This is a genomic window from Neisseria sp. P0001.S007 (assembly GCF_051963655.1).
GTDB classification, from domain to species: Bacteria; Pseudomonadota; Gammaproteobacteria; order Burkholderiales; family Neisseriaceae; genus Neisseria; species Neisseria subflava_A.
Window position 1 is genome coordinate 1 of record NZ_JBQCUB010000009.1, and the last position, 25,157, is coordinate 25,157.

Below are 25,157 nucleotides of genomic sequence, written 5' to 3' on the forward strand. Positions count from 1 at the left end.
TCGCCCGCAGCCTGCCCCTGATCGTTAAAGGTGCCGAAGGGGGTGATATGGTCGCGGTTGTCGATGGAGAAACCGCTGCGCTTGCTGCTGCCGGTTTGCCGGCGGCTGTCGGCCGCGGCCAGCAGTCGGATATCGTCGCTGGCATACAGCAGGGCATCGCCTTCGGCGGAGATTTGTGCGTCTTTGGCTTCGATGCTGCCTTCGGTGGCACGGATGCTGAGATGGCGGCCGGCCGTCAGCGAGCTGCCGACGGCTTCGGTGCTGCTGCTATCCTGCGTCTGCGTGCTGCGGCTGCGGCCGCCGCTGATCACGACAGGCGTGCCCGCCGCCTGGCTGGCTTTGGCCGAGGCGCTGCTGCGCTGCATCCAGTTGCCAACAATACTGTCGCTGTACCCGCCGCCCTGCATGGCTTTGTCCCAGGCATTTTTACCGGCGGTATAGGGGTCGTAAGTGATGCCGATCGAGAAGCCGCTTTGTTTACGCTGTGTCCGGCTGTGCTGTTCGCTGCGGTTATAGGCTTCGTCAAGGGAAACTTCGCGCCCCTGCAGCTTCAGATCGCCACCGGCATACAGCTGTGCGGCTTCGGTACTCAGTTTGCCGCCCGCCGCTACGGTGGTATCGCCTTTCAGGCTGCCTATCTGCGAGGAGACTACGGCAGACGATACGCTGTTTTACTGCAGGTTTTCTTGGGTCTTGCCGTAACCGGCCATCGCTACGCCGTTTTTCAGGCTACCGGTGAGGCCGGACTTTTTGCGCTCGTGGTTTTCCCAATCTTTGTAGCGGTTCTCGGCAGCATCAACGCGCACCTCGCCGGCGGCGGTAACCAGGGTCTGTTCGTCGCTGATGACTTGGCTGCCGCGGATGCGGGTGTCGCCGCTGGAGGCCGTTCTGACTTCGCGGCCGGTTATCACGCTGCCGGCTGCTTCGTCGTGTTGGCGCCGGTATTGGTCCAGCCGGCTTTTGCTGCCGACCAAACCGCGCTCTTTGCTGTAGGTCGATTCGTCCAGATCCAGGGTGCGGCGGCCTTCGGCGATGGCGATGTTTCCTTGGGCGGCCAGGGTAGTGTGGCCGTTTTGGCTGTCGATTTGGCCTTGGCGGATGCTGAGCTCTTTACCGGCGGATACGGTGATGTTGCCGGCCGCTTCGATGCGGCTGCCTGCTTCGGCGCTTTGGTGAATGTGGCGGTGGTTTTTGTCGTTTGCCGCGCCGTAGCTTTCGTGGCTTTCGGTGCGGACGGTGCCGAGTGTGACGCTGCCTTCGCGGGCAATCATTTGGCTGTGGCCGTCGCGGGCGCGGTTGGCCAGGCGGGCGCCGTTCAGTTTGATGTCGTGCCCTGCTTCGAGGCTGAGCAGGCCTTGGCCGTCTTCTGTGCCGCTGACATACAGTCCGGCCACACGGTCAACGGTGGTGCGGCCGTTGTGCGAGTCGCCGCTTTGGGCGGTGCTGCTTTGGAGGGTGATGTTGTCGGCTTTGAGGCTGAGCAGCCGTTCGGCTTCAATGCTGCCGCCGGTGATGTCGATTTGTTGTTGGGCGTCGAGTATGACGTTTTTGCCGCCGATGCGGCCGCTGTTACTGATGTCGCCGGCAGCCAGATCGACGATGCGCCGGCCGGCCAGGGTGCCGCGGTTGTCGATGCGGCCGGCATTCAGCTGCAGGGTGTCGGCGCTGATGAGTCCGCCGGCGCTGTTGAGATCGCCGGGGCGGGCGAGGACGTAGACTTTGGGTACGAGTACGCTTTGGCTGCTGCCGTCGGCCAGGGTAACGGTCTGGCTTTCAAGCCAGACGATGTCGCTGGTCAGCCGGGCAACTTGTTCGGGGGACAGGGCGATGCCGGGGGTCAGCTGCTGGGCGCGGGCAAAGCTGATGCCGGCGTCCATCAGGGCTTGGAATTGGGCTTCGTCGTTGGGGTAGCCGTCCAGACGGCGGTAGCCGGTCAGACGGGCAATCTGTTCGTTGATCAGGCGTTGCTCGTAATAGCCGTCGCCCAGCCGTTTGTGGGTGCGGTTGGGATCGGTTTGCAGGGCTTTGAGCATGTAGTCGCTGCCCAGCCAGGTGCGGTAGTCGGCATAGGCAGGATCGGTTTCCACCAGATAGCCGGGGCGGTCGGGACGGACGGTGTACAGGCTGCTTTCGGGCAGACTGAAGCTGCTGTCGGGACTTTTAATGCGTTGTGGCGCAACGGCGACGGTGGCGGCATCGGCCGCGGCGGCATGGCCGGCGGGAGGGTTCAGGCTGCCTTGGTTTTGCAGAATGTCGCTCAGCTGGTTTTCAAAGTCGTGGGTGCTGACGCTCGGGTTGTTGTAAGCATAACCACCTCTCCAATAGACATGATGCCTGCCTCGGTGGCCATGGCTTCTTTCGAAGGTCGCATGTTCGCTTATGCCGACTTCTTCCAGACGCCGCTGCTCTTGGGTGGCGTGGTTGGCAATCTTGTCTTTGGAAAGCCCCGACAATGTGCCACCGATCAGGATTTTGCTGTCACTGTTACGCCATTCTCCGCCTTCGGCTTTCAGGTCGCCGCCAATCAGGATTTCGCCCGGACGGCTTTCTACGATACGTTGGCGGTAACGGTTCAGGCTGTATTGGTAGCGGCGTACCGCCGATACGTCGGAGCGTTCGAATTTGCGTTCGGTACTGCCGCTTTTCTGTCTGCCCTGCTCGTTGAAACGGAAGACCAGATTGGTTCGGTATTGGCTCATGTTGCCGTCTTCGCCGTCAATGTAGCGTTCGGGCTCGCCGGCAAAGGTGTAGGCAGTTTGGCGGCGGCTGTCGGCCAAATATTCTTCGGTGCGCAAACCGGCGTTTAGGTTGTCCAGTTTTTGAACGGCAATCTGCCCGCCTCCCACTGCTTCAATCCGCGCGCCGCGGTTTTCCAGGCGCTCGGCCCTGCCTTCGGCCTGATGGCGCTCATTCAAACGGCCGCCGATATGCAGTGTGCCTTCGCTGCTGATCAGGCTGGAGACGCTGCCGGTTTGTACTTGGCCGTTTTCAATCCGGCCAAAGCCGCTGCCGGTGTTGCTTATGCTGCGCATGCCGATGTCCAGCCGCTCTCGTGCGGCAATCACGGGGGCTTGGTTTTTGCCGTCTGCGCTTGCTTCTTCGCGGTTGTTCAGGCTGCCGCCGCCCAGGGCGAGACGGCTGCCGTAGATGCGGCCGCTGCCGATGTTGTTCAGGCTGTCTGCGGCATCAATACGGGTCAGGCCGTTGCTGTTGATCAGGCCGCGGTTGTCCACGGTGTCGGCGCCAATACGGGTATTGCTGCCGGAAACCAGTTTGCCTTCGGCGCGGTTGTCGATGTGCCGGGCACGGATGTCGAGGGCTGCGCCGCCGGCCAAACGGTGGCGGTTGCGGATGCTGCCGCCGCTTTCGATGCTGAGTGTGCGGCCGGCTTCGATGTCTGCGCTGCTGTCAAAGTCGGCGCTGAGTTTGAGGGCGGCATCACGGCCAGCGGCCAGGGTGCCGCTGCCGTCCAGTACCCGGGCATCCAGTCCGATGTCCTGTCCGGCCAAGATGCTGCCGTCTTGGTTGGTGATGTTGTCGGCGGCCAGTTTCAGGCTGCCGGCAGTGGTGATTTCGCCTTGTTCGTTGTTCAGGCCGTCTGAAAGGCGGATGTCGCTTTGGCTGTTGCTGCGGATGGCGCCTTGGCGGTTGTCGAGTCGGGTGCCATCCAGTTTCAGGCTGCCTGCGGCCAGGGCGCCGTCGCGGTTGTCGCTGTGGCTGCTGTGAATGTCGGCGCTGTGGGCGAGAATGTCGCCTTGGCGGTTGTCGAAACGGCTGCCGTCTGCTTTCAGGCTGCCGAGGGTGAGGCGGCCGCTGTTGGCCAGTTCGCTGTGTACGTTCAGATCGGTGCGGCCGCCCGCTTCGATGGTGCCGCTGTTGTCCAAACGGCCGGAGACGCTGATGCGGCCGTCGGCAGGAGTGGGAACTTGGGTATGGCCGCCGTGACTGTTGCCGCTATTGCCGTTGCCGTTATTGGCGGGCGGCCGCTTGTTGCCGGAGTGGGAACCATTGTTGTTGCCGTTTCCGCCGTTGTTGCCGCTACTGTTTCCACTGTTGCCGTTGTTGTTTTCCGGCAGGCCGATGCGGCCACTGTTGGCCAGGCGGGCGGTATCGACGGCTAGATCCTGACTGCCGCTTTGGCTGATGCGGCCGCTGTTGTCCAATACGGGGGCGGCAATGTCCAGACGGCCGCCGTCGATTTGACCGCTGTTGTCAATCCGGGCGCTGCGGATGCGGTTTTCTGCGGTGCTGAGAATGCGGCCGCTGTTGTTCAGGCTGCTTTTGCTGTCGATGCTGCTTTGGCCGTGGGCGTAAAGGGTGCCGCTGTTGTCGGCTTGGCCGGCGTTAAGACGCAGGGTGCCGCCGTCTTGGGCGGCGACGGTGCCGCTGTTGGCCAGTCTTCCGTCGGCGCTGAGGGTCACGCCGCCGGCACCGGCGTAAATCTTGCCGGCATTGCGGATGCCGCTGCCGGCATCGGCAGCAATCAGGGTGATTTTGCCGGCATACATGCCGCCCAGGGCGCCGGTGTCGATGGCAAAGACGGGGGCGGATGAAGACGGAGTGCGGGGTGCGGCGGCGTCTTTCAGGCTGCCTGCGGCGTCGGTTTGGCCGGCGGCGGCAATCACTTGGACGTCCTGCCCCCAAATGCCGCCGTCAATCTTGGCGGCACGGCTGAGAATGCGGGTGTAGTCGGCACCGCGCCCGTCAAGACCCTGTGCGCCGATTTCAATACGGCCGCTGCCGATGTCCAAACCGTCGAAACGGCCGTCTGCCAGGATGGGACGGCCGGTGGTCAGGGTGGCACCTGCGCTGTTGATAAAGCCGCCGCCGTCGACGCGGATGCCGGCGGGGTTGGCCATCACCACTTCGGCGCGGCGGCCGGCGATTTCGATATAGCCGTTCAGCCGGCTCGGGTCGCTGCTGTTGATTTGGTTGACGATTACACGGGCTTCGCCGCGGGCGAGAAAGGGGTTGCCCTGTATCCAGCCGGCCTGGCGGGTGGATACGCTTTTATGGCTGTTGTTGAGAATGGTGCCGCGCGTGTCGACATCGAAACGGCGGTATTGGTTGACGGATACGCCGTGGGCGGTGGGGGTTTGGATATTGACCTGCGGTAGTCCGTTGCCGGTTTGCAGGATGACGGGCTGCTGGGATTTGGGGGCGGATTTGTCGGCTTGGATGTCGGCAGCGGCGGCGGGCACAATCAGGGCCGAACCGAAACCGAGCAGCAGGCTGAAAGTCAGCGTGCCCAAATGCAAACGGCAGCCTGAACGGGTTTTTAGGCTGCCGTCACCGCCACCGGTTTCTCCGCCTGAGCGCTCGCCGGGACTTTTGCCCTGCCCGATGGCAGTCTCGGCTACGGCCATCAGGATGCCGCGGGTGCGGTTGAAGACGATTTTATGGCAGTGTTTGTTCATGTTCTTGCGTCCGTGTGGAAATGGGAAACAGGCAGCCCAAATGCAGGCGGTGCCCGTGTTTTCTCCGGTTAAAACGAATAGTTTAGGTTGAAGCCGAAAACGGCGGTACGTTTGCTAAAGCCTTGCGGTTTTTTAATCGGTTTGCCGACAAATAGGTCGTAATTCAGGCTGCCGCCTGCTTTGAACTGGCCGCGCAGGCCGGCGGCGGCGCCGATTAGGGTTTGGCCGAGCAGGTATTGCGCCGAGTCACCGGAAACATGGCCGCCGTCTAGCGCCAGATAAAACTGGTGGGCAGCCTGAAAATACCAGCCGGCTTCGTTGCGCCAGTACCAGCCGCGCTCGGCCGACAGTGAGCTTTCGCCGTCGAAGCCGCGCACGGTGTAGCGACCGCCGATGGCGATTTTGTCCAAAGGCGTCAGCGGGGTTTTATTCCACTGGGCATGGAGGGCGGTGTCATATACGAAGTGCTGCCGGCCGATTTGGAAGGGGTGGTTATAGCTGATGTCGGCAGTGATCACCTTCATTCTCGAAGTGCCTTCATCAAACACCTCTTCAGGGGCGGCAATGGCATCGGCCATGCCGGTGCCGCGCTTGTAGCCAAGGCCGATATCCAAAGTGCTGCGGCCGATGTATTCCTTGTGTTTTAGGCTCAACTGCCAACCGGCGGTTTTACGGCGCTGTACTTCGACTTCGGCATCATCGATAAAACTTTGGTTTTCTTTCTGCCACAGTTTGAAGCCGATATGGCTCTTGCGCCGCGCATCACGGTACAGCAGGCGGGTAAATCCGATGTCGCTGCCACGGCTTTTGCCGTTGTAGTCGTACACTTCATTGATACCCGCCACGGCTTGGTGGTAGCGGTAGTAGTTGTGGTTCCAGCTCCACAGCCAGTTGCCCGCAGGAACGGAATAGTGAAAGGCGTAGCTTTGGGTGCCGCCGGCGGTTTTTTTGCCCTCGGAGTCGGTATGGGTGTCGGTATGGCCCAGATGGCGGCCGTAGGACAGATAAAACAGATCGCTTAAGCCGAAAGGGTTGTCGGCAGAGAAAGTCAGGCTGCCTTGGTATTTGCCGGTGGTTTTGCTGCCGGAGTCGTCCACACCGAGCGACAGGCGGTAGGGCAGCAGCCGCTGCCGCCAGGCAACAATGATGTCGCTTTCATCGGGTGCATCGGCGGGAACGATTTGAATATCGGCTTCCGCGGTGGGTACGCGCTTGAGATTTTCCAGCCCCTGCTCGATACGGCGCAGATTCAGAATATCGCCGCCTTTCAACGGAATTTCGTTTTGAAAGGCGGCAATGCGCGCGGCACGGGTTTGGTCGTTGTGCGAAGTATCAGTGCGAACCGAGCGCACTTTGCCGGACAAAACGGTTAATTCCAAAGTTCCGCTGTTTAAATCCTGCGGTGCGGCCAAAATACGGGTAGTGGTATAGCCGCGGCCGATAACGGCGTTTTGTGCCGCAACCATAATGCGGTTGATGCCTTGCGCACCCAAACATTGTCCGGATTGGAAGCCGGTTTCTTTCAAGGCTTTTTTAAGTGCAAACTGAAAACGGCCGGCAGCATCGCCGGTCAGGGTAACGGTATGAATGGGGAAACAGGGGGATTCGGCCGATTCGGCTGCAGACGGAGTAAGCGTACTTTGCCGCGTATCTTCCAAACGCACATCGACTTCGCGCTGCAGCTGCTGCTCCTGCTGCCGGCGTCGCATTTCCTGACGTCTGAATTCGCTTTCTTCAATGGTATCGGCAAGTGCAGCCTGAAAAGAAAAGGCTGCCAAAATAGCTAAACTCAGATGGGTGTGTATGGCGGACATAATGTTAAACCCAGTATATTTTTACTTGAAAATAAACTCACTAAATTTTACAAAATCATTGATAAAATGTCAATGTCTTAACTTTATCTATAGATATCTGGCGCTGTTTACAGTATCTGAAGATTTCAAGAATGATACTGTGAAGCCTTATGGCAGCCTGAAAGGGTTGCGGTGTTTGAGATGTTGCCGGCGTATTTTTCTTAAGCTGTTGTGTAAAACACTGTTAGAGACCTTTGCAAAAAAGCCCTTCCCTCGACAACCGAAACCCAAACACAGGTTTTCGGCTGTTTCGCCCCCAATCACTCCTAATTCTACCCAAATACCCCCTTAATCCTGCCCGGACACCCCATAATCAGGCATCCGATCCGCCTTTTAGGCTGCAACAGGCACACTTAGCCTGTTGGCCGCTTTCAACAGGTTCAAACACATCGCCTTCAGATGGCTTTGCGCACTCACTTTGAGCAGACCAAAATAGGCTGCCCGGGCGTAGCGGAATTTACGGTGCAGCGTACCGAAGCTTTGTTCGACCACATAACGGGTCTTCGACAAATATCGGTTGCGTTTGGTTTGCGCTTCCGTCAGCGGACGGTTGCGGCAGGCTTTGCGCATAATGCCGTCTAACAACTGATGCTCTTTCAGATGTTGCCGGTTTTCCTTGCTGTCGTAGCCTTTGTCGGCATAGACGGTCGTACCTTCGGCAATGCCTTCCAACAAAGGGGACAGATGGTTGCACTCATGGGTATTGGCAGGAGTGATGTGCAGTTTCTCGATATAGCCTTCCTCATCGGTACGGGTATGTTGTTTGTAACCGAGTTTGTAGAGGCCGTTTTTCTTTGTCCAACGGGCATCTTTGTCCTTACTCGGTGTGGTTTGGCCGCTGATTTGTCCTTCTTCATCAACTTCTATGGCCTGGTGCTGTTTGCTGCCGGCGGTCTGAATAATGGTGGCGTCAACGACGGCAGCGGATGCTTTCTCTACTTTTAAGCCTTTTTCAGTCAATTGGCGGTTAATCAGTTCCAGCAATTCGGACAGGGTATTATCTTGCGCCAGCCAGTTGCGGTAGCGGCATAAGGTGCTGTAATCGGGGATGCTCAGTTCGTCAAAACGGCAAAACAGGTTGAAATCGATGCGGGTGATGAGGCTGTGTTCGAGTTCGGGATCGGAGAGGCTGTGCCATTGTCCGAGCAGGACGGCTTTGAACATGGACAACAGGGGATAGGCGGGACGGCCGCGGTGGTCTCGGAGGTAACGGGTTCTTTGACGATTCAGGTACTGTTCGATCGGTTGCCAATCAATCACCTGATCCAACTTCAATAGTGGGAAGCGGTCGATGTGTTTGGCAATCATGACTTGTGCGATTTGCTGGAAGAAGGTGCTCATGGAAAATCCTCTAAATATCTTGGTGGGAATTTAGGGGATTTTGGGGAATTTTGCAAAGGTCTCAGTTAATTCATTATTGCCAAATTCAGGCTCAGGAATAATTCTGAAAACAAGGACTCCGGCTTTTTTTTCAAAATTTGATACAGAAAAAAAGTTATTTATTTCTTTAATGTTAGGATTTTCTAAAATAGGAATTTGGATTCGTTCTCCATTATCTGTAATAAAAAATCCGCCAAAAACAATTGTTGATGCTTTCATTGTAGCCGTCTGCCGTTTTGACCAAGGTGCTGCCGTGGAAGGAGCAGGTGTGGGATTTTTGAAGAACTCAGTTCTCAATATTCCGTTTCAAATGAAGGAAAGGTCGTCTGATGTTTTTCAGACAACCTTTTTACCCTTTAAAGCGGAGGCAGTTCTACAAATGGAAAGAAATGCTGAAACTTCTGATAAATTTCAGGATGTTTTTCTAAGGCTTGTAACGCTTTTTCTTTTGAAATGGGAGGGTCATAGACATCTATACCCCTTAAGAAGGCAATACCCGTCAAGGCATTTTTTTTTCGATTTTGATAGGCTGTAACTCGAAACAAAACCTACAATATTGTCAATATCGGCAATTACCCCATCGAAATCCGCCAAGTCAAAAATATAAAAAGGGGTGTCCTCAATGGGCATATCGCGTATTACTTGTTCAATCCATAACTTGAATTCATTTAAATCAATAGATTGAGAGAATAAGCATTTAATTGCAAATCCTAAATCATCACTATCCTCTTTTATGATTTTCCACATAGTCACTTTCCTTTACTCATCGCTTCCCAACCAATATGGCCGGTATCATGATGCAAGTCTTCACCAATCAATTGCATCCTTCCTGTATCTTGATGATGATGCCAAAGGTCGTCTGATGTTTTTCAGACGACCTCATTACCCTCTAAAGCGGAGGCAGTTCTACAAATGGAAAGAAATGCTGAAACCTCTGATAAATTTCAGGATGTTTCTTTAAGGCTTTTAATGCTTTTTCTTTTGAAACGGGAGGGTCATAGACATCTACCCCCCTTAAGAAGGCAATGCCGGTTAATGCGTCATCTTGATCTTTAGATAAGTCTGAATTCGGAACAAAATCCAAAATATTATAAATATCTCCTACTCCTTCAAGATCAATTAAATCAAAAATATAAAAAGGTATATTATCAATAGGCATATCTAAGACAACCTTATCCAACCATAATTTAAATTCTTGCAAATTAATTGCTGCCGATAATAAGCAATATGTTGCAAAACTTAAATCTTGACCTTGCTCTTTCGTAATTTTCCACATAATTATCTTCCTTTATTCATCGCTTCCCAGCCGATATGACCAGTATCATGGTGAGATTTTTCAGGTACAAGCTGCATACGTCCGGTATCCTGATGATGATGCCAAGTATAATCCGGTATTTTAGATTCTCCTTTTTCAATTGCCCTTAATTGTTCTGTGTTAAAGCTTGATTTGCGAACCTGTCCTTTCCTAATGGCTTCCGCCAAATCTTTGGTTGCCAGCCTCATTTGTCCTGTCGAACTCTTAGACCTGAATTCTTGAATATCAAGCTTCGTATCATATTTCACGTGTTTCTCAAAATTTGGAAATCCTTTACTGTCAAACGGCACCCCGGTCTTCGGGTGGCTTTGGTTTGCCAGTTTGACATTTTTGCCGTTTGACGGCGGTACTGTCGAGGATTTGACATTTTGTTTGCCGTAACGCTGTTCCAATTCCGTTCTGACAGTGCGGGAGTGGTACGGTGAATCATAACTGTACCGTCCTTGTTGGGCTTGGAAAAAATTTTCCCCGACAGGTGCTTTCCCTTTCGGCAATGCAACTGCGCCCATCTGCGACTGTTTGACGGTGCTTGCACCTATACCACCCCAGTCGTATCGGGTTCGAGCATATGCGGCTGCGCTGCGTTGGGCGGCGCGTTGGATAATGCCGTCGAATCGGCCGCCGCCGTAACCTGCGTGTTTGGCGACGGGATGCGGCTGGTGGCGGTGGCGGTGAAGTACCGCGCCGATGTGTCTGCCGCCGTGCTTGAGCCGTCGCAATACGGCGTGGCGGGGCGCACGGTGGAGCGCGTTTATGTGGCGCAAAGTACCGCTGTATCAGGGCAACGGCGCGATTGCGTGGGCGTCACCCGAATTTCAGGCGCAGCATCCCTGCTTTGTGATTGCGCCCGAGTTTGACGAAATTATTATGGACGATACCAGCACCGCGTCCAACTATCTCGATGCCACTATCAACCTAATCAAACACTTGAAAACCAAGTTACCCATCGACGGCAAACGGCTCTACACCACCGGCCAGTCGGGCGGCGGCATGATGTCGATTGCGCTTCGTTTGCACTTCCGTCAGCGGACGGTTGCGGTGGGCTTTGCGCATAATGCCGTCCAGTAACTGATGCTCTTTCAGATGTTTCTGGTTTTCCTCACTGTCATAGCCTTTGTTGGCATAGACGGTCTCACCTTCGGCTATCCCTTCCAACAAAGGAGACAGGTGTTTGCACTCATGGGTATTGGCGGGGGTAATATGCAGTTTCTCGATATAGCCTTCCGCATCTGTACGGGTATGTTGTTTGTAACCGAGTTTGTAGAGGCCGTTTTTCTTTATCCAACGGGCATCGCTGTCTTTACTCGGTGTGGTTTGGCCGCTGACTTGTCCTTCCTCGTCAACTTCTATAGCCTGACGCTGTTTGCTGCCGGCGGTCTGAATAATGGTGGCGTCAATGACGGCGGCGGATGCTTTCTCTATTTTTAAGCCTTTTTCGGTCAATTGGCGGTTAATCAGTTCCAGCAATTCGGACAGGGTGTCGTCTTGCGCCAGCCAGTTGCGGTAGCGGCATAAGGTGCTGTAATCGGGGATGCTCAGTTCGTCAAAACGGCAAAACAGGTTGAAATCGATGCGGGTGATGAGGCTGTGTTCGAGTTCGGGATCGGAGAGGCTGTGCCATTGTCCGAGCAGGATGGCTTTGAACATGGACAACAGGGGATAGGCGGGACGGCCGCGGTGGTCTCGGACGTAACGGGTTCTTTGACGATTCAGGTATTGTTCGATCGGTTGCCAATCAATCACCTGATCCAACTTCAATAGTGGGAAGCGGTCAATGTGTTTGGCAATCATGGCTTGGGCGGTTTGCTGGAAGAAGGTACTCATGGAAAATCCCCTAAATGTCTTGGTGGGAATTTAGGGGATTTTGGGGAATTTTGCAAAGGTCTCATAAGGGATTTGTTGAGAAAAAGGCTGAGGAATATAAACAAAAAGGCCGTCTGAAATTTTCAGACGGCCTTTTTTGTTTTTGAATATTGTAAGTGATTGTACTACTGAGAAAAACAGGAATTAGCAAATTAAAATACTAGCATTATAAATTTAACATAATATAAATTATGCGAACTTAGACTAGCATGATGCAATAGTCTTTTCTACAAATTATGGCCATAACCAAGCCCATGTGCTTCGGCCTTCTCCTTGCAGTAAAACTAAAGTTCGGCAAGCTGAAGCTGTGTTCATGCATTCGAAGCCGATGCCGTAGGCTGATAAAACTGCAGCAATTTTGGGATGCAGAAATTTTTGTTTTGCTCCTGTACCTATGATAATGACTTCTGGACGGTTTTCTGCTGTTTTAATTGCTGATATAAAAATTTGTTCATTTAATTCTTCGATGGTTGTTTGAGGAATGATGCTCACTTTGCCATTTTGCCAGCAAATGGGTTCTGAGTATGTTTGTTCACCGATTTGCAATATGCCTTGTGAGGATGAAAAAAATGATGTGGCTTCATCGATATGGTTTTCTGTGATTTTCATGGCAATTCCTGTTTTTATGGTAGAACGATTTTCAGACGGCCTTGGGAAACTTGCAAAAAAAGGTGCAAAATCAAGCAATATCAGGTAGGATTCAACGTTTGACCTTGTGCATTGATGCTTTGCTCTGAATTTACGATTGCAAGCGATTATAACAAGCCTTGGTTTTTCGTGATTATTTTAAAGTATCGGCTCAAAAGGAGACACAATGAAGCCAGTAAATATCGGTCTTTTAGGTTTGGGTACAGTCGGTGGCGGTACGGCCACTGTATTGCAGGACAACGCTGCGGAAATCAGCCGCCGCTTGGGACGTGAAGTCCGTATTTCTGCTGTTTGTGATTTGAGCGAAGAAAAAGCCAAACAAATTTGCCCGAATGCTGCTTTTATCAAAGATCCGTTTGAGCTGGTTCAACATCAAGATGTTGATGTTGTTGTTGAATTGTTTGGCGGCACCGGTATTGCCAAAGATGCGGTATTGAAAGCGATTGAAAACGGTAAACACATTGTTACTGCCAATAAAAAACTGTTGGCTGAATACGGCAATGAAATTTTCCCTTTGGCGGAAGAAAAAAATGTCATGGTGCAGTTTGAAGCTGCTGTTGCCGGCGGTATCCCTATTATCAAGGCTTTGCGTGAAGGTTTGGCTGCGAACCAAATCCGCAGTATTGCCGGTATTATTAATGGTACCAGCAACTTCATTCTTACTGAAATGCGTGAAAAAGGCAGCGCGTTTGCAGACGTATTGAAAGAAGCTCAGGCTTTGGGCTATGCAGAAGCTGACCCTACTTTTGATATCGAAGGTCATGATGCCGGCCATAAAATTACGATTATGAGCGCATTGGCATTTGGTACGCCGATGAACTTTTCTGCCTGCTATTTGGAAGGTATCAGCAAACTCGACAGCCGCGATATCAAATACGCTGAAGAACTTGGCTATCGTATCAAGTTGTTGGGTATTACCCGTAAAACCGACAAAGGCATCGAGTTGCGCGTACACCCTACTCTGATTCCTGAAAGCCGTTTGCTGGCTAACGTTAACGGCGTGATGAATGCTGTCCGTGTCAATGCCGATATGGTTGGTGAAACCTTGTATTACGGTGCAGGAGCCGGTGCATTGCCAACTGCTTCTGCCGTGGTTGCCGACATCATTGATATTGCCCGCCTAATTGAAGCGGAAACTGACCATCGTGTTCCTCACTTGGCATTCCAACCTTCACAAGTTCAAGCGCAAAATATTCTGCCTATGGATGAAATCACCAGCAGCTACTATCTGCGCGTTCAAGCAACTGACGAACCGGGCACTTTGGGTCAAATTGCCGCACTCTTGGCCAAAGAAAATGTTTCTATCGAGGCTCTGATTCAAAAAGGCGTGATTAATCAAAGCACTGCCGAAATCGTGATTCTGACTCACACCACAGTGGAACACAACGTCAAACGCGCTATCGCAGTGATTGAAGCTCTGAGCTGCGTGGAGGCTCCGATCACCATGATCCGCATGGAAAGCCTGCATGACTGAGCAACAAACGGAAAGGCCGTCTGAAGAGCAACTGGCAGCTAGAAAGAAAGCCAAGGCAAAAATCCGCACCATTCGCATTTGGGCATGGATTATTTTGTCTTTGCTGGCTCTGACTGCCCTGCTCTCACAATGCGCCATGAACAAGCCGCAGATGAAACAAAATGTGGTGGAGTCTTGCGTAAAAAACATTCCTTTTGCTGAAAAATGGCAAACTGATTTGAAGGCAAAAGGTTTGGATGCGCAAAACGAGAAATTGGCTCAAGACTATTGTGTCTGTATGTGGGATCAGCCCTTAAGCAAACTCTCTGACGAACAAATCCGAAACTTCGGCAAAATCAGCCCAGAGGAGCAACTCAAGCTCTTGGGTGGCGCGGAAGCTTTTGAGGCACGCGATAAGCAATGCGTGGCTGATTTAAAGGCTGAGTAAACCAAAATATGGGTTTAAGCCAAAGGCTACAAGGCCGTCTGAACAACAGACGGCCTTTCTTATATTGAATAAATAGTAATAAGAATTGATTTCATTATATTTTAAGTTTAAGATAGCTTGGTTAATTGCTTTTCTATGGTTGTTGCCATGCGCTACCACTTTCCTATTGCCATTGATATTTATGATTTTTTGTATACCGGCCGGTTTGATTATCTGGAAATCGGACAATCGGCAGAGTCTATTTTGCAGATGTTTCCTGCGCCTGATTGCGTTCCTAAAGGCTTGTTGGTACAAAAAGGCTGGAATATTTGGCTTTATGGCGATATCGAACTGCATTTCTCCGACAATCGTTTGACACAGATTCGCGCTGATTTTCAGCCTGATGCTGCACTAAGCGGCGGCCGTTGGGTAAAATTGAATCCGTGGTTTTTTGCAAATGGCTGCCTTGATGTATATGCCGTCATTCAGCGCTTAGTACAACGCAATATCGATTTTATTAAAACGGAAACGCATACCAATTTGATTTTACAGCTGCAAAGCGGGGTCGAATTGATTTTTGAAAAATGTCGGGGTATGAAACTTGCCTCGTTCCGCAAACAAAAAGCCTCCCTGCCCCATTGGGCGCGTGAAACGGCTTCTTAAATAAACAATGCCGTCTGAAAACATCATTTCAGACGGCATTATCAGTTACAAACCATTCAATAACTGTCGGATTTTCGTCATCGCCATAGAAGTCTGTTCATTACAGCCCACAGTCCCTACTCCGCTATCAAAGCAATCAATGCTGCTGACGCTGCAAAAGTGAGCATAGGCCATTTTCAACTCTCTGGCCAAAACGGCTTCAGGCATACCGGTCATACCGAGTACATCTACCCCGTCACGGCGATAACGGGCGATTTCTGCGCGGGTTGGACGGCGCGGACCTTGCAGGCAGCCATAAACGGCGGAATCGTAAATCGGCACATTGTGCGCTTTCGTGATATTCAACAATTCTTGTCGCAATTCATTGCAATAAGGGTTGAAAAAATCGGTATGGACGACAGGGCATTCTTGGCCTTCAAAAAAAGTATCTTTACGGCCATAGGTATAGTCGATTAAATCGTCCGGCAACACCAAACTGCCGTTTTCAAAATCGGGATTGATACCGACGACTGAAGAAATGGCAATAATATTTTCAACGCCTAAAGAGTGTAACGCCCAAATATTGGCGCGGTAGTTGATTTCATGCGGCGCGATGGTATGGCTGAAGCCGTGTCGGGCAAGAAAAACAATATCCAAGCGCCCCAACCTGCCGAACAAAATAGGGCTGCTGGTTAAGCTGTAAGGGGTGCGTACAATTTTTCGTTCAGTAATTTCGAGTTCCGGCAGTTTGGTCAAACCGCTGCCGCCGATAATGGCTAACATATAGACTTCCTTTGTTATCAATGGCCGTCTGAAACTTGGATTTCAGACGGCCTTAATATGATTTATTTATGTTTGTAGAAATGGCTGCCGAAATAGGCAGATGCGCCTTCACGCAATAAAACCAATGTTACGGCGGCAAGCGGCAGACCAGCAAGCATACCGACAAAACCCATCAGTTGTCCGAAAGCCATCAACGAGAAAATCACCCAGAACGGAGACAAACCGATACGGTCGCCGACGATTTTAGGCGTAATGAAAAAGCTTTCCAAGAATTGTCCGACACCGAATACAGCCCAGACCATCAACAAACCCTGCCATGAGCCATATTGTAAAAGCGCGGCAACTGTTGCCAGCAAAAGGCCGGTAAATGCACCCAAATACGGAATAAATACCAAAATACCGGCAATCATACCGATGGCAAAGCCGGAATCCAAACCGACCAGCATCAAGCCCAATCCATAAACCAAGCCCATAATCATCATAACCATCAGCTGGCCACGCAGAAACTCGCCCAAAACTTCATCCATATTGCCGCTGATACGCGTGTAAGTTTCGATAAAACGGCGCGGAACCAATTTACTGATTCCGGAAGACCAGCGTTTCCAATCCAACAAGAAGTAATACAGCAACAAAGGCAACAACACCAAATTGCTGACGCCGCTGATCACGTTGCCGCTTTGACGCATCAAGGTCGGAATCCATTCTTTGAGCGTATTGCTCAACTCATCCGTATGCGATTGCAACCATGCGATGATTGATTCTTGATCGATTTGAATATAATCCCCGCTGACGCTGTTGAGCCATGGTAGCAGTTTGTTTTGAACGAAGCCCACGATTTGTGGCAGGCGTTCGGCCAGATTATTAAACTGATTTAACAGCATAGGTATAATAATCAGCATCAACGCCAGTAATATCAGCAAAGCAAACGCCATAATAATCATGGAGGCCGGCGCGCGGCGGATACGCTTCAATTGCAGCCATTCGACCAAGGGATTCAAAACATAGGCCAAAATGGCAGCCACAATAAACGGCGTCAAAACATTGCCTAAGGCATATAAAAGCCAAATAAAGGCCGCGATAACGCAAGCCATAATAATCCACGGTTTTATACTGCGCGCTTTCTTTTGATACATAAAAAGGTATTTCCCAATTGATGTTTAAGGTTTTCGAAATAAATAAGCAGTATAACAGATTCACAAAGGCCGTCTGAACGCGTGACGGCTATTAAGATAAAATAAAAATTGTTGACAATAATGCCAAAAAAATCAGCCTGAATCCTCTAATTTAAGATAAAATACGCTCCGACAATCTACCCATACCCGAATAAGGAAATCCAATGAGCACTTCTTTGAGCTATCGTGACGCAGGCGTGGATATCGACGCAGGCGATCAACTGGTCGAAAACATCAAACCTTTTGCCAAGCGTACTATGCGCCCTGAAGTGTTGGGTGATTTGGGCGGTTTCGGCGCTTTGGTCGAAATCGGCAAAAAATACAAAAATCCGGTATTGGTTTCCGGTACGGACGGCGTCGGCACCAAGCTGAAACTGGCATTCGACTGGGACAAACACGATACTGTCGGCATCGATTTGGTTGCAATGAGCGTCAACGACATTTTGGTCCAAGGTGCAGAACCTTTGTTTTTCTTGGACTATTTCGCTTGCGGCAAGCTGGATGTTGCCCGCGCGACTGATGTGATTAAAGGTATTGCCCAAGGTTGCGAAGAATCCGGTTGCGCTTTGATTGGCGGTGAAACTGCCGAAATGCCGGGCATGTATCCCGAAGGCGAATACGACTTGGCCGGTTTTGCCGTCGGTGTGGTTGAAAAAGAACGCGTTATTAACGGCCGCAGCATTCAGGCCGGAGACGTTGTTTTGGGCTTGGCTTCCAACGGCGCACACTCCAACGGCTACTCTTTGGTACGCAAAATCATCGAGCGCGACAATCCTGATTTGGACGCGGAATTCGACAACGGTAAAACTTTGCGCGAAGCCATTATCGCCCCTACCCGCCTGTATGTGAAACCTATCCTTGCCGCTTTGGAAAAATTCACCATTAAAGGCATGGCCCATATTACCGGCGGTGGCATTACCGAAAACGTACCTCGCGTTTTACCTGAAAATACCGTCGCACAAATCGATGCCAAAGCGTGGGAATTGCCTAAACTGTTCCAATGGCTGCAAAAAGCAGGTAATGTGGAAACCCAAGAAATGTACCGTACCTTCAACTGCGGTATTGGTATGGTCGTTATCATTGCTAAAGAAGATGCCGATGCGGTACAAGCATTCTTGAGCGAACAAGGCGAAACCGTTTACCGTTTGGGCGCAGTTCGTGAGCGCAACGGTGACGAACATCAAACCCAAGTGGCTTGATTGAGATGTAATTAGAAAAGTGCGGATGATGAATCCGCACTTTTTATTGTTTATGGTCTAGGAAAATCTTCGTCCTAGCCTGCTTCTTCCATAAAGCCGGCCAACTGAGCCGTATCGTGGGCAATCATCAGCTCTTCATTGGTTGGAACAACCAAGACAGCCGGCATAGAACCTGTCGGGCTGATGATACCGGAGTTACCGTAGCGTTTGTCCATATTGGCTTTGGTGTCGATGTGCAGACCTAAGAAATCCAAGTAGGAAACAGTTTTAGCGCGGATATTACGCGAGTTTTCGCCGATACCGCCAGTAAATACCAGTGCGTCAACGCCACCACAAGCCACAGCCATCGAAGCAATGTATTTGGCAAGGCGGTAAGTCATCACTTCCAGAGCCAAGCGTGCGCCTTCATGGCCTTCATCCGCAGCAATTTCCAAAGAACGGCAGTCATTGGAGAGTTCGGAAATACCGAGCAAACCTGATTTTTTGTTCAGCATTTCATCAACTTGGGCAACATCCAAACCGGCGTGTGAAGTCAGATAGCTGTATACGCCCGGGTCGATGTCACCGCAGCGTGTACCCATTACCAAACCTTCAATCGGCGTGAAGCCCATACTGGTGTCAACGGATTTGCCGTTTTTGATGGCGGTAATGGATGCGCCGTTACCTAAGTGGGCAATAATCATACGGATGTCTTCCAGAGGTTTGCCCAAAATCCGTGCGGCTTCAGGGGCAACGTAACGCATGCTGGTACCGTGGAAACCGTAGCGGCGGAAAGCGTATTTTTTACGCAATTCGCGCGGAACGGCATAAGTGTAGGCACGCTCCGGCATGGTTTGGTGGAACGAAGTATCCATCACGCCGACATTGGGCAGACCCGGGAAATGCTCTTGCGCAGCCAAAATGCCGTTGATATTAGCAGGATTGTGCAGCGGAGCGAGCGGAATGCAGGCATTGAGTTCGTCCATTACTGCTTGATCGATCAAAACAGATTCGCTGTATTTTTCGCCGCCGTGGGCGATGCGGTGGCCGATAGCTTTAATGCGGTCGTGCAGGCCGTGTTTTTCAAGTTCTTTCAGCAACATACCTACGGCACCGGCATGATCGTTACGGCCGGTCAAAGCTGTTTGGCATTTTTTGCCGTCTTTGCTGAACGTAATGACTGCTTCGGGCGTACCCAAACGTTCACCGAGACAGCTTAAGAGAACTTTGCCGTTTTTACGGTCGATAACGGCACCTTTGAGTGAAGAGCTGCCGCAGTTCAGAACAAGAATGAGTTGGTTGGACATGGTGTTTCTCCTTTGAATTTTTGATTATTTTTGGCTTCAGGCCGTCTGAAAAGAGCAAGAACATTTGAGAGCTTTTCAGATTGCCTTTGGTTTGGTGTTTAGTCAGGCTTTATGCCCAACCCTAATCTCCATTGCAGGTATCGCTACCTGACTAAAATCTGCTTATTTGGTTTTCAGACGGCCTTGTTTAGTGCTGCGGCCGTATGAAAACTTAAAAGCAATCTTCCGGCACTCGGACTTGTCCTTCCATAATCACGCGTGCGCTACGGCTCATAACTGCTTTGGTAGCCGTCCATTGCCCATCCTGACATTCAGCGGCGGCACCTACACGCAGCGTACCTGATGGATGACCGAAGCGGACTTCTTTACGCGCTCCGCCTCCGGCTGCAAGGTTGACCAGCGTTCCGGGCACGGCGGCTGCGGTAGCGATGGCAACTGAAGCGGTCCCCATCATGGCGTGGTGCAATTTGCCCATGCTCAGCGCGCGTACCAATAAGTCGATGTCGGCAGCTTGGACGGTTTTGCCGCTTGAAGCAGTGTAATCGGCCGCGGGAGCAACAAAAGCGACTTTCGGAGTATGGGCGCGGGTGGCGGCTTCGGATACATCGCTGATCAAACCCATTTTCAGCGCGCCATACGCGCGGATGGTTTCAAATTTTTCCAGAGCCGCGGCATCGTTGTTGATGTCGTCTTGCAACTCTTTGCCTGTGTAGCCCAAATCTGTGGCATTCAGGAAAATGGTTGGAATCCCGGCATTGATAAGCGTGGCTTTCAGACGGCCTATATTCGGCACATCAATTTCATCGACCAAATTGCCGGTTGGGAACATACTGCCTTCGCCATCGGCTGGATCTAAAAATTCAATTTGCACTTCGGCTGCCGGGAACGTTACGCCGTCAAGCTCAAAATCGCCCGTTTCCAAAACTGCGCCGTTTTGAATCGGCACATGGGCAATAATGGTTTTGCCGATGTTTTTCTGCCAGATTTTGACGGTACACAGTCCGTCTGAAGGGATTTTGTCTTTATCGACTAAGCCTTGTTCGATGGCAAATGCGCCCACGGCGGCGGTCAGATTACCGCAGTTGCCGCTCCAATCGACAAAAGGTTTGTCGATAGCAACTTGCCCGAACAAATAATCGACATCGTGATCGGCACGTTCGGATTTGTCTAAAATCACAGCTTTGCTGGTGGACGAACTGGCGTTGCCCAAACCGTCAATCTGTTTGCCGTAAGGGTCGGGGCTACCGAGTACGCGCAAGAGGATTTTGTCGCGTGCCTCGCCTGCTTCCTGCGCAGCGGCCGGCAGATCGGTGCGTTTGAAGAAAATGCCTTTAGATGTACCGCCGCGGTAGTAAACGGCTGGAATTTTAATTTGCGGCATTTCGAGTTCTCCTTTGTATTTCTTAGTATGGTTTTTTCAGACGACCTCTCAAACATTCGAGGCCGTCTGAAAACCTTTTTTAGCGTAGCACGGACATTTTAACTATGTCCGATTTACCTTACGCTGCATTTCCTTCTAAGAAGTCTTGAGCGAAGCGTTGCAACACGCCACCGGCTTCATATACCAATACTTCTTCTGCTGTATCGAGGCGGCAGGTAACCGGAACTTCGACGGTTTCGCCGTTTTTACGATGAATCACGAGGGTCAGGTCGCAGCGCGGCGTGCGTTCGCCGACAACGTCGTAGGTTTCCGTACCGTCCAGTTGCAGGGTATGGCGGTTGGTACCGGGTTTGAACTGCAGCGGCAACACGCCCATACCGATCAAGTTGGTGCGGTGGATACGCTCGAAGCCTTCGGCAACAATCGCTTCCACGCCGGCGAGACGTACGCCTTTTGCAGCCCAGTCGCGGCTTGAGCCTTGACCGTAGTCCGCACCGGCAATGATGATGAGCGGCTGTTTGCGGTTCATATAGGTTTCGATAGCTTCCCACATACGCATGGTTTTGCCTTCGGGTTCAACGCGTGCCAGCGAACCTTGGCGTACGCTGCCGTCTTCGTTTCTCACCATTTCGTTAAACAGTTTCGGATTGGCGAAGGTGGCGCGTTGGGCGGTCAAGTGGTCGCCGCGGTGGGTTGCATAAGAGTTGAAGTCTTCTTCAGGCAAACCCATTTTCGCCAAATATTCGCCTGCGGCACTGCTGGCCAAAATCGCATTGGACGGTGAGAGGTGGTCGGTGGTGATGTTGTCGGGCAAAATCGCCAGCGGACGCATACCTCTTAATGTGCGTTCCCCTGCCAGTGCGCCTTCCCAGTAAGGTGGGCGGCGGATGTAGGTGGACATCGGACGCCAGTCGTACAGCGGGCTTGGTGCTTTTTGTGCTGTGCCGGTATCGAACATTGGAATATAAACGTCGCGGAATTGTTGCGGTTTCACATATTCGGCAACAATGGCATCGATTTCTTCATCGGTTGGCCAGATATCTTTCAGGCGGATTTCGCGGCCGTCTGCAACGCCGAGTACGTCGTTTTCAATATCGAAACGGATACTGCCTGCCAGCGCGTAGGCAACGACCAACGGAGGCGAAGCGAGGAAAGCCTGTTTCGCATACGGATGGATACGGCCGTCAAAGTTGCGATTACCGGACAGTACGGCGGTGGCGTACAAATCGCGGTCGATGATTTCTTTCTGGATTTTTGGATCCAACGCGCCGCTCATGCCGTTACAGGTGGTACATGCAAAGGCAACGATACCGAAGCCGAGTTTTTCCATTTCAGGCAACAGGCCTGCTTCTTTCAAATAGATTTCGGCTACTTTTGAACCCGGTGCAAACGAAGATTTCACCCAAGGTTTGCGTTGCAAGCCGAGGCGGTTGGCATTGCGTGCCAACAGCGCGGCGGCGACAACGTTGCGCGGATTGGAAGTATTGGTACACGAAGTAATCGCGGCAATAATCACTGCTCCGTCAGGCATTTGTCCGTCTGAAGGCTCTTCATAAGATTTAGCCAAGCCTTTGCTGGCCAAATCGGCGGTCGCAAAACGGGCATGCGGATTACTTGGGCCTGCCATATTGCGCGTTACGCTGCTCAAATCAAATTTCAATACGCGCGGATAAACGGCGGTTTTCAAGGCATCTGCCCACAAGCCTGCGGTTTTCGCGTAGGTTTCTACCAATTTCACTTGCGCATCGTCGCGACCGGTCAGTTTCAAATAATCAATGGTTTGCTCATCAATAGCGAACATCGCGGCAGTTGCGCCGAACTCAGGGGTCATATTGGAAATGGTGGCACGGTCACCGATGGACAGGCTTCTTGCGCCTTCGCCGAAGAATTCGACAAATGCGCCAACCACGCGCTCTTTACGCAAGAATTCGGTCAGTGCCAACACGATGTCGGTGGCAGTAATGCCCGGCTGGCGTTTGCCGGTCAGCTCAACACCGACAATATCAGGCAGACGCATCATGGAGGCACGGCCCAACATCACAGTTTCGGCTTCCAAACCGCCCACGCCTACGGAAATCACGCCCAATGAATCGACGTGCGGCGTATGTGAGTCAGTACCGACGCAGGTATCAGGGAATGCCACGCCGTTTTTGACTTGGACAACCGGCGACATTTTTTCCAAGTTGATTTGGTGCATAATGCCGTTGCCCGCAGGAATCACATCCACATTTTCAAATGCGGTTTTTGTCCAGTTGATGAAGTGGAAACGGTCTTCGTTACGTCTGTCTTCGATTTCGCGGTTTTTGCGGAAGGCATCAGGATCGTAACCGCCGCATTCAACGGCCAAAGAGTGGTCGACGATGAGCTGGGTTTGCACCACAGGATTCACTTTGGAAGGATCGCCGCCTTTTTCGGCAATCGCATCGCGCAGGCCTGCCAAATCCACCAATGCTGTCTGACCCAGAATATCGTGACACACCACGCGCGCCGGATACCAGGGGAAGTCGATTTCCTGTTTTCCCTCAATCAGTTGGCCCAACCAGCTTTGCAGCGTAGGCAGGTCGACTTTGTCTGCGCGGTTGACCAAGTTCTCAGCCAAGATACGGCTTGTATACGGCAGCTTGTCGTAAGAGCCTGGTTTGATGTCTTCACACGCTTGACGCGCGTCGTAATATTCCAAATCCGTACCGGGCAAAGCTTTACGGTAACGTTGGTTGGCAGTCATGTCGGTTCTCCTAAATCTATTCTTTTTTTGGTTTTGGGGTTTCAGACGGCCTGTTGATTCGGACCTTCAGGCCGTCTGAAACCATAAATTCTGTTTTATTGCTTGTTGTCTGAAATCTATTCGCGGTATGAAAAAAAATTGCTGCTCCGCTACCATCATTCCCGTATAGACGGAAATCCAAACTAAACTTAAATCTTTCAGCACTCTTTACAGCAGAACATTTCAACTTTTGAATTTCTGCCTGTATGGGAATGACGACAGCAGAGCAGCATGTTTTCCAAACGGCCGGCTCTCTCTCTCGCATACTGCACTAGGCCGTCGAAAAACGGAAACTTAATTATTCATTGTTTTCAAACGGCATTTCGAGATGGGGCGGGCTGGTGGCCCACCCGCTGTTACGCGTATTAGCGGTTTTCAATCTCCACAAATGCCAAATCTTCAGGGCCTGTGTAGTTTGCGCTCGGACGGATGATTTTGCCGTCTTCGCGTTGCTCGAGAACGTGTGCGCTCCAACCGGTTGTACGGGAAATTACGAACAGCGGTGTGAACATAGCAGTCGGTACGCCCAATTTTTGGTAGGAAACGGCAGAGAACCAGTCCAGATTCGGGAACATTTTTTTCTCTTCCCACATCACGCTTTCCAAGCGTTCGGCAATGTCAAAGAGGCGCATATCGCCGGTTTCTTTGCTCAAACCGCGTGCCACTTCTTTAATGACAACGTTGCGAGGGTCGGAAATGGTGTACACCGGATGACCGAAACCGATCACGATTTCTTTGCGGCCGATGCGTTCGCGGATGTCTGCTTCGGCTTCGTCGGCATTGCGGTAGCGTTTTTGAATATCGTAAGCCACTTCGTTCGCGCCGCCGTGTTTCGGACCTTTCAACGCGCCGATTGCACCGGTAATGCTGGAGTACATATCAGAGCCTGTACCGGCAATCACGCGGGCGGTAAAGGTAGAAGCGTTGAACTCGTGTTCGGCATACAGAATCAGTGAAACGTGCATGGCTTTGATGTGTGATTCGCTTGGGCGTTTGCCGTGCAACAGGTGCAGGAAATGACCGCCGATGGTCTCTTCGTCGCTTTCAACTTCAATGCGTTTGCCGTTGTGCGAATATTGATACCAGTACAGCAGGATGCTGCCGAGGCTGGCGATCAGTTTGTCGGCAATGTCGCGCGCTTCACTTTCCGGATGGCTTTCACGTTCGGGGTGAACACAGCCCAGCATGGATACGCCGGTACGCATCACATCCATTGGATGAGTATGTGCAGGCAGGCTTTCCAACACTTTAATCACACGGATAGGCAGGCCGCGCATGGATTTGAGCTTGGTTTTATAAGCGGCCAGCTCGAATTTGTTGGGCAGATGGCCGTGAATCAGCAGGTGGGCGACTTCTTCAAACTCGCATTTTTGTGCCAAATCCAGAATGTCGTAACCGCGATAGCTCAAATCGTTACCGGTACGGCCAACGGTACACAATTCGGTATTACCGGCTGCAACGCCAGAAAGCGCAACGGATTTTTTAGGTTTGAAAGTCGGGGTTTGAGTAGTTTCAGTCATGGTATTTCTCCTTTGTATTTTTATGGGTTTTATTTTTCAGACGGCCGATGCGGA

At 51.7% G+C, this 25,157-nt stretch carries 18 protein-coding genes and 4 pseudogenes; 5 read left to right on the forward strand and 17 right to left on the reverse strand.

Annotation, left to right across the window (positions count from 1 at the left end; genetic code table 11):
• The 9 genes and pseudogenes from ACTHRE_RS08490 to ACTHRE_RS08530 form a co-directional block, all read right to left on the reverse strand.
• Positions 1 to 407: hemagglutinin repeat-containing protein (locus ACTHRE_RS08490; RefSeq protein WP_440345004.1), on the reverse strand; the 407-nt coding region annotated here is incomplete at its 3' end.
• 264 nt (positions 408 to 671) lie between these two features.
• Positions 672 to 5,417 (reverse strand): two-partner secretion domain-containing protein, encoded by a 4,746-nt coding sequence (locus tag ACTHRE_RS08495; RefSeq protein ID WP_440345003.1) that lies wholly within the window; start codon positions 5,415 to 5,417, stop codon positions 672 to 674.
• A 68-nt stretch (positions 5,418 to 5,485) separates the two neighbouring features.
• The gene (locus tag ACTHRE_RS08500) at positions 5,486 to 7,231 is read right to left on the reverse strand and encodes a ShlB/FhaC/HecB family hemolysin secretion/activation protein (RefSeq protein WP_070461294.1); all 1,746 of its coding nucleotides are present in this window, start codon (positions 7,229 to 7,231) and stop codon (positions 5,486 to 5,488) included.
• Positions 7,232 to 7,603: 372 nt separating this feature from the next.
• Positions 7,604 to 8,611 carry an IS5 family transposase gene (locus tag ACTHRE_RS08505; RefSeq protein ID WP_377072746.1) on the reverse strand — a complete coding sequence of 336 codons (1,008 nt, stop codon included), beginning with the start codon at positions 8,609 to 8,611 and terminating at the stop codon, positions 7,604 to 7,606.
• Positions 8,612 to 8,644: 33 nt separating this feature from the next.
• Positions 8,645 to 8,869, reverse strand: a pseudogene (locus ACTHRE_RS08510) (DUF6911 family protein); the annotation flags it as partial.
• A gap of 137 nt (positions 8,870 to 9,006) precedes the next feature.
• A pseudogene (locus tag ACTHRE_RS08515) lies at positions 9,007 to 9,397 on the reverse strand (hypothetical protein).
• A 2-nt stretch (positions 9,398 to 9,399) separates the two neighbouring features.
• Positions 9,400 to 9,501: pseudogene (locus tag ACTHRE_RS08520) on the reverse strand (HNH endonuclease); the annotation flags it as partial.
• A 38-nt stretch (positions 9,502 to 9,539) separates the two neighbouring features.
• Positions 9,540 to 9,926 carry a hypothetical protein gene (locus ACTHRE_RS08525; protein WP_070583431.1) on the reverse strand — a complete coding sequence of 129 codons (387 nt, stop codon included), beginning with the start codon at positions 9,924 to 9,926 and terminating at the stop codon, positions 9,540 to 9,542.
• Positions 9,927 to 9,928: 2 nt separating this feature from the next.
• Positions 9,929 to 10,474: an HNH endonuclease gene (locus ACTHRE_RS08530; protein ID WP_377072744.1), complete on the reverse strand. Its 546-nt coding sequence runs from the start codon at positions 10,472 to 10,474 to the stop codon at positions 9,929 to 9,931.
• A gap of 141 nt (positions 10,475 to 10,615) precedes the next feature.
• Between ACTHRE_RS08530 and ACTHRE_RS08535 the strand changes: the two genes are divergently transcribed.
• Positions 10,616 to 10,822, forward strand: a complete 207-nt coding sequence (locus tag ACTHRE_RS08535) for a hypothetical protein (protein WP_234395980.1) — start codon at positions 10,616 to 10,618, stop codon at positions 10,820 to 10,822.
• A gap of 121 nt (positions 10,823 to 10,943) precedes the next feature.
• Here the strand turns inward: ACTHRE_RS08535 and ACTHRE_RS08540 are convergent.
• Positions 10,944 to 11,789, reverse strand: a pseudogene (locus ACTHRE_RS08540) (IS5 family transposase); the annotation flags it as partial.
• 273 nt (positions 11,790 to 12,062) lie between these two features.
• Positions 12,063 to 12,437 carry an Mth938-like domain-containing protein gene (locus ACTHRE_RS08545; protein ID WP_070711965.1) on the reverse strand — a complete coding sequence of 125 codons (375 nt, stop codon included), beginning with the start codon at positions 12,435 to 12,437 and terminating at the stop codon, positions 12,063 to 12,065.
• 205 nt (positions 12,438 to 12,642) lie between these two features.
• Here ACTHRE_RS08545 and ACTHRE_RS08550 point away from each other — a divergent pair, with 205 nt between their 5' ends.
• The 3 genes from ACTHRE_RS08550 (at position 12,643) to ACTHRE_RS08560 (ending at position 15,019) form a co-directional block, all read left to right on the forward strand.
• Positions 12,643 to 13,950, forward strand: coding sequence for a homoserine dehydrogenase (locus ACTHRE_RS08550; RefSeq protein ID WP_070711964.1), 1,308 nt, complete (start codon positions 12,643 to 12,645; stop codon positions 13,948 to 13,950).
• Positions 13,943 to 14,377 (forward strand): hypothetical protein, encoded by a 435-nt coding sequence (locus ACTHRE_RS08555; RefSeq protein WP_004520379.1) that lies wholly within the window; start codon positions 13,943 to 13,945, stop codon positions 14,375 to 14,377. The genes ACTHRE_RS08550 and ACTHRE_RS08555 overlap by 8 nt, the downstream gene beginning before the upstream one ends.
• A gap of 147 nt (positions 14,378 to 14,524) precedes the next feature.
• On the forward strand, positions 14,525 to 15,019 hold the full coding sequence (locus tag ACTHRE_RS08560) for a hypothetical protein (protein ID WP_063075906.1): 495 nt from the start codon (positions 14,525 to 14,527) through the stop codon (positions 15,017 to 15,019).
• A gap of 45 nt (positions 15,020 to 15,064) precedes the next feature.
• Here the strand turns inward: ACTHRE_RS08560 and ACTHRE_RS08565 are convergent, their stop codons facing one another.
• On the reverse strand, positions 15,065 to 15,781 hold the full coding sequence (locus tag ACTHRE_RS08565) for an S-methyl-5'-thioinosine phosphorylase (RefSeq protein WP_440345001.1): 717 nt from the start codon (positions 15,779 to 15,781) through the stop codon (positions 15,065 to 15,067).
• Between the two features lie 62 nt (positions 15,782 to 15,843).
• Positions 15,844 to 16,914 carry an AI-2E family transporter gene (locus ACTHRE_RS08570; protein WP_070711962.1) on the reverse strand — a complete coding sequence of 357 codons (1,071 nt, stop codon included), beginning with the start codon at positions 16,912 to 16,914 and terminating at the stop codon, positions 15,844 to 15,846.
• A 203-nt stretch (positions 16,915 to 17,117) separates the two neighbouring features.
• Here ACTHRE_RS08570 and purM point away from each other — a divergent pair, with 203 nt between their 5' ends.
• Positions 17,118 to 18,152, forward strand: coding sequence for a phosphoribosylformylglycinamidine cyclo-ligase (gene purM, locus ACTHRE_RS08575; protein ID WP_003686290.1), 1,035 nt, complete (start codon positions 17,118 to 17,120; stop codon positions 18,150 to 18,152).
• 74 nt (positions 18,153 to 18,226) lie between these two features.
• Here the strand turns inward: purM and ACTHRE_RS08580 are convergent, their stop codons facing one another.
• From ACTHRE_RS08580 to prpC, 4 genes are all read right to left on the reverse strand, one after another.
• A complete protein-coding gene (locus ACTHRE_RS08580; protein WP_049343851.1) occupies positions 18,227 to 19,438 on the reverse strand; it encodes an acetate kinase in 1,212 nt (403 codons plus the stop codon).
• A 211-nt stretch (positions 19,439 to 19,649) separates the two neighbouring features.
• Positions 19,650 to 20,819 (reverse strand): 2-methylaconitate cis-trans isomerase PrpF, encoded by a 1,170-nt coding sequence (gene prpF / locus ACTHRE_RS08585; protein ID WP_377072738.1) that lies wholly within the window; start codon positions 20,817 to 20,819, stop codon positions 19,650 to 19,652.
• Between the two features lie 118 nt (positions 20,820 to 20,937).
• A complete protein-coding gene (gene acnD / locus ACTHRE_RS08590; protein WP_377072736.1) occupies positions 20,938 to 23,544 on the reverse strand; it encodes a Fe/S-dependent 2-methylisocitrate dehydratase AcnD in 2,607 nt (868 codons plus the stop codon).
• Positions 23,545 to 23,948: 404 nt separating this feature from the next.
• Positions 23,949 to 25,103, reverse strand: coding sequence for a bifunctional 2-methylcitrate synthase/citrate synthase (prpC, locus tag ACTHRE_RS08595; protein WP_293206042.1), 1,155 nt, complete (start codon positions 25,101 to 25,103; stop codon positions 23,949 to 23,951).
• Positions 25,104 to 25,157 lie beyond the last annotated feature (54 nt).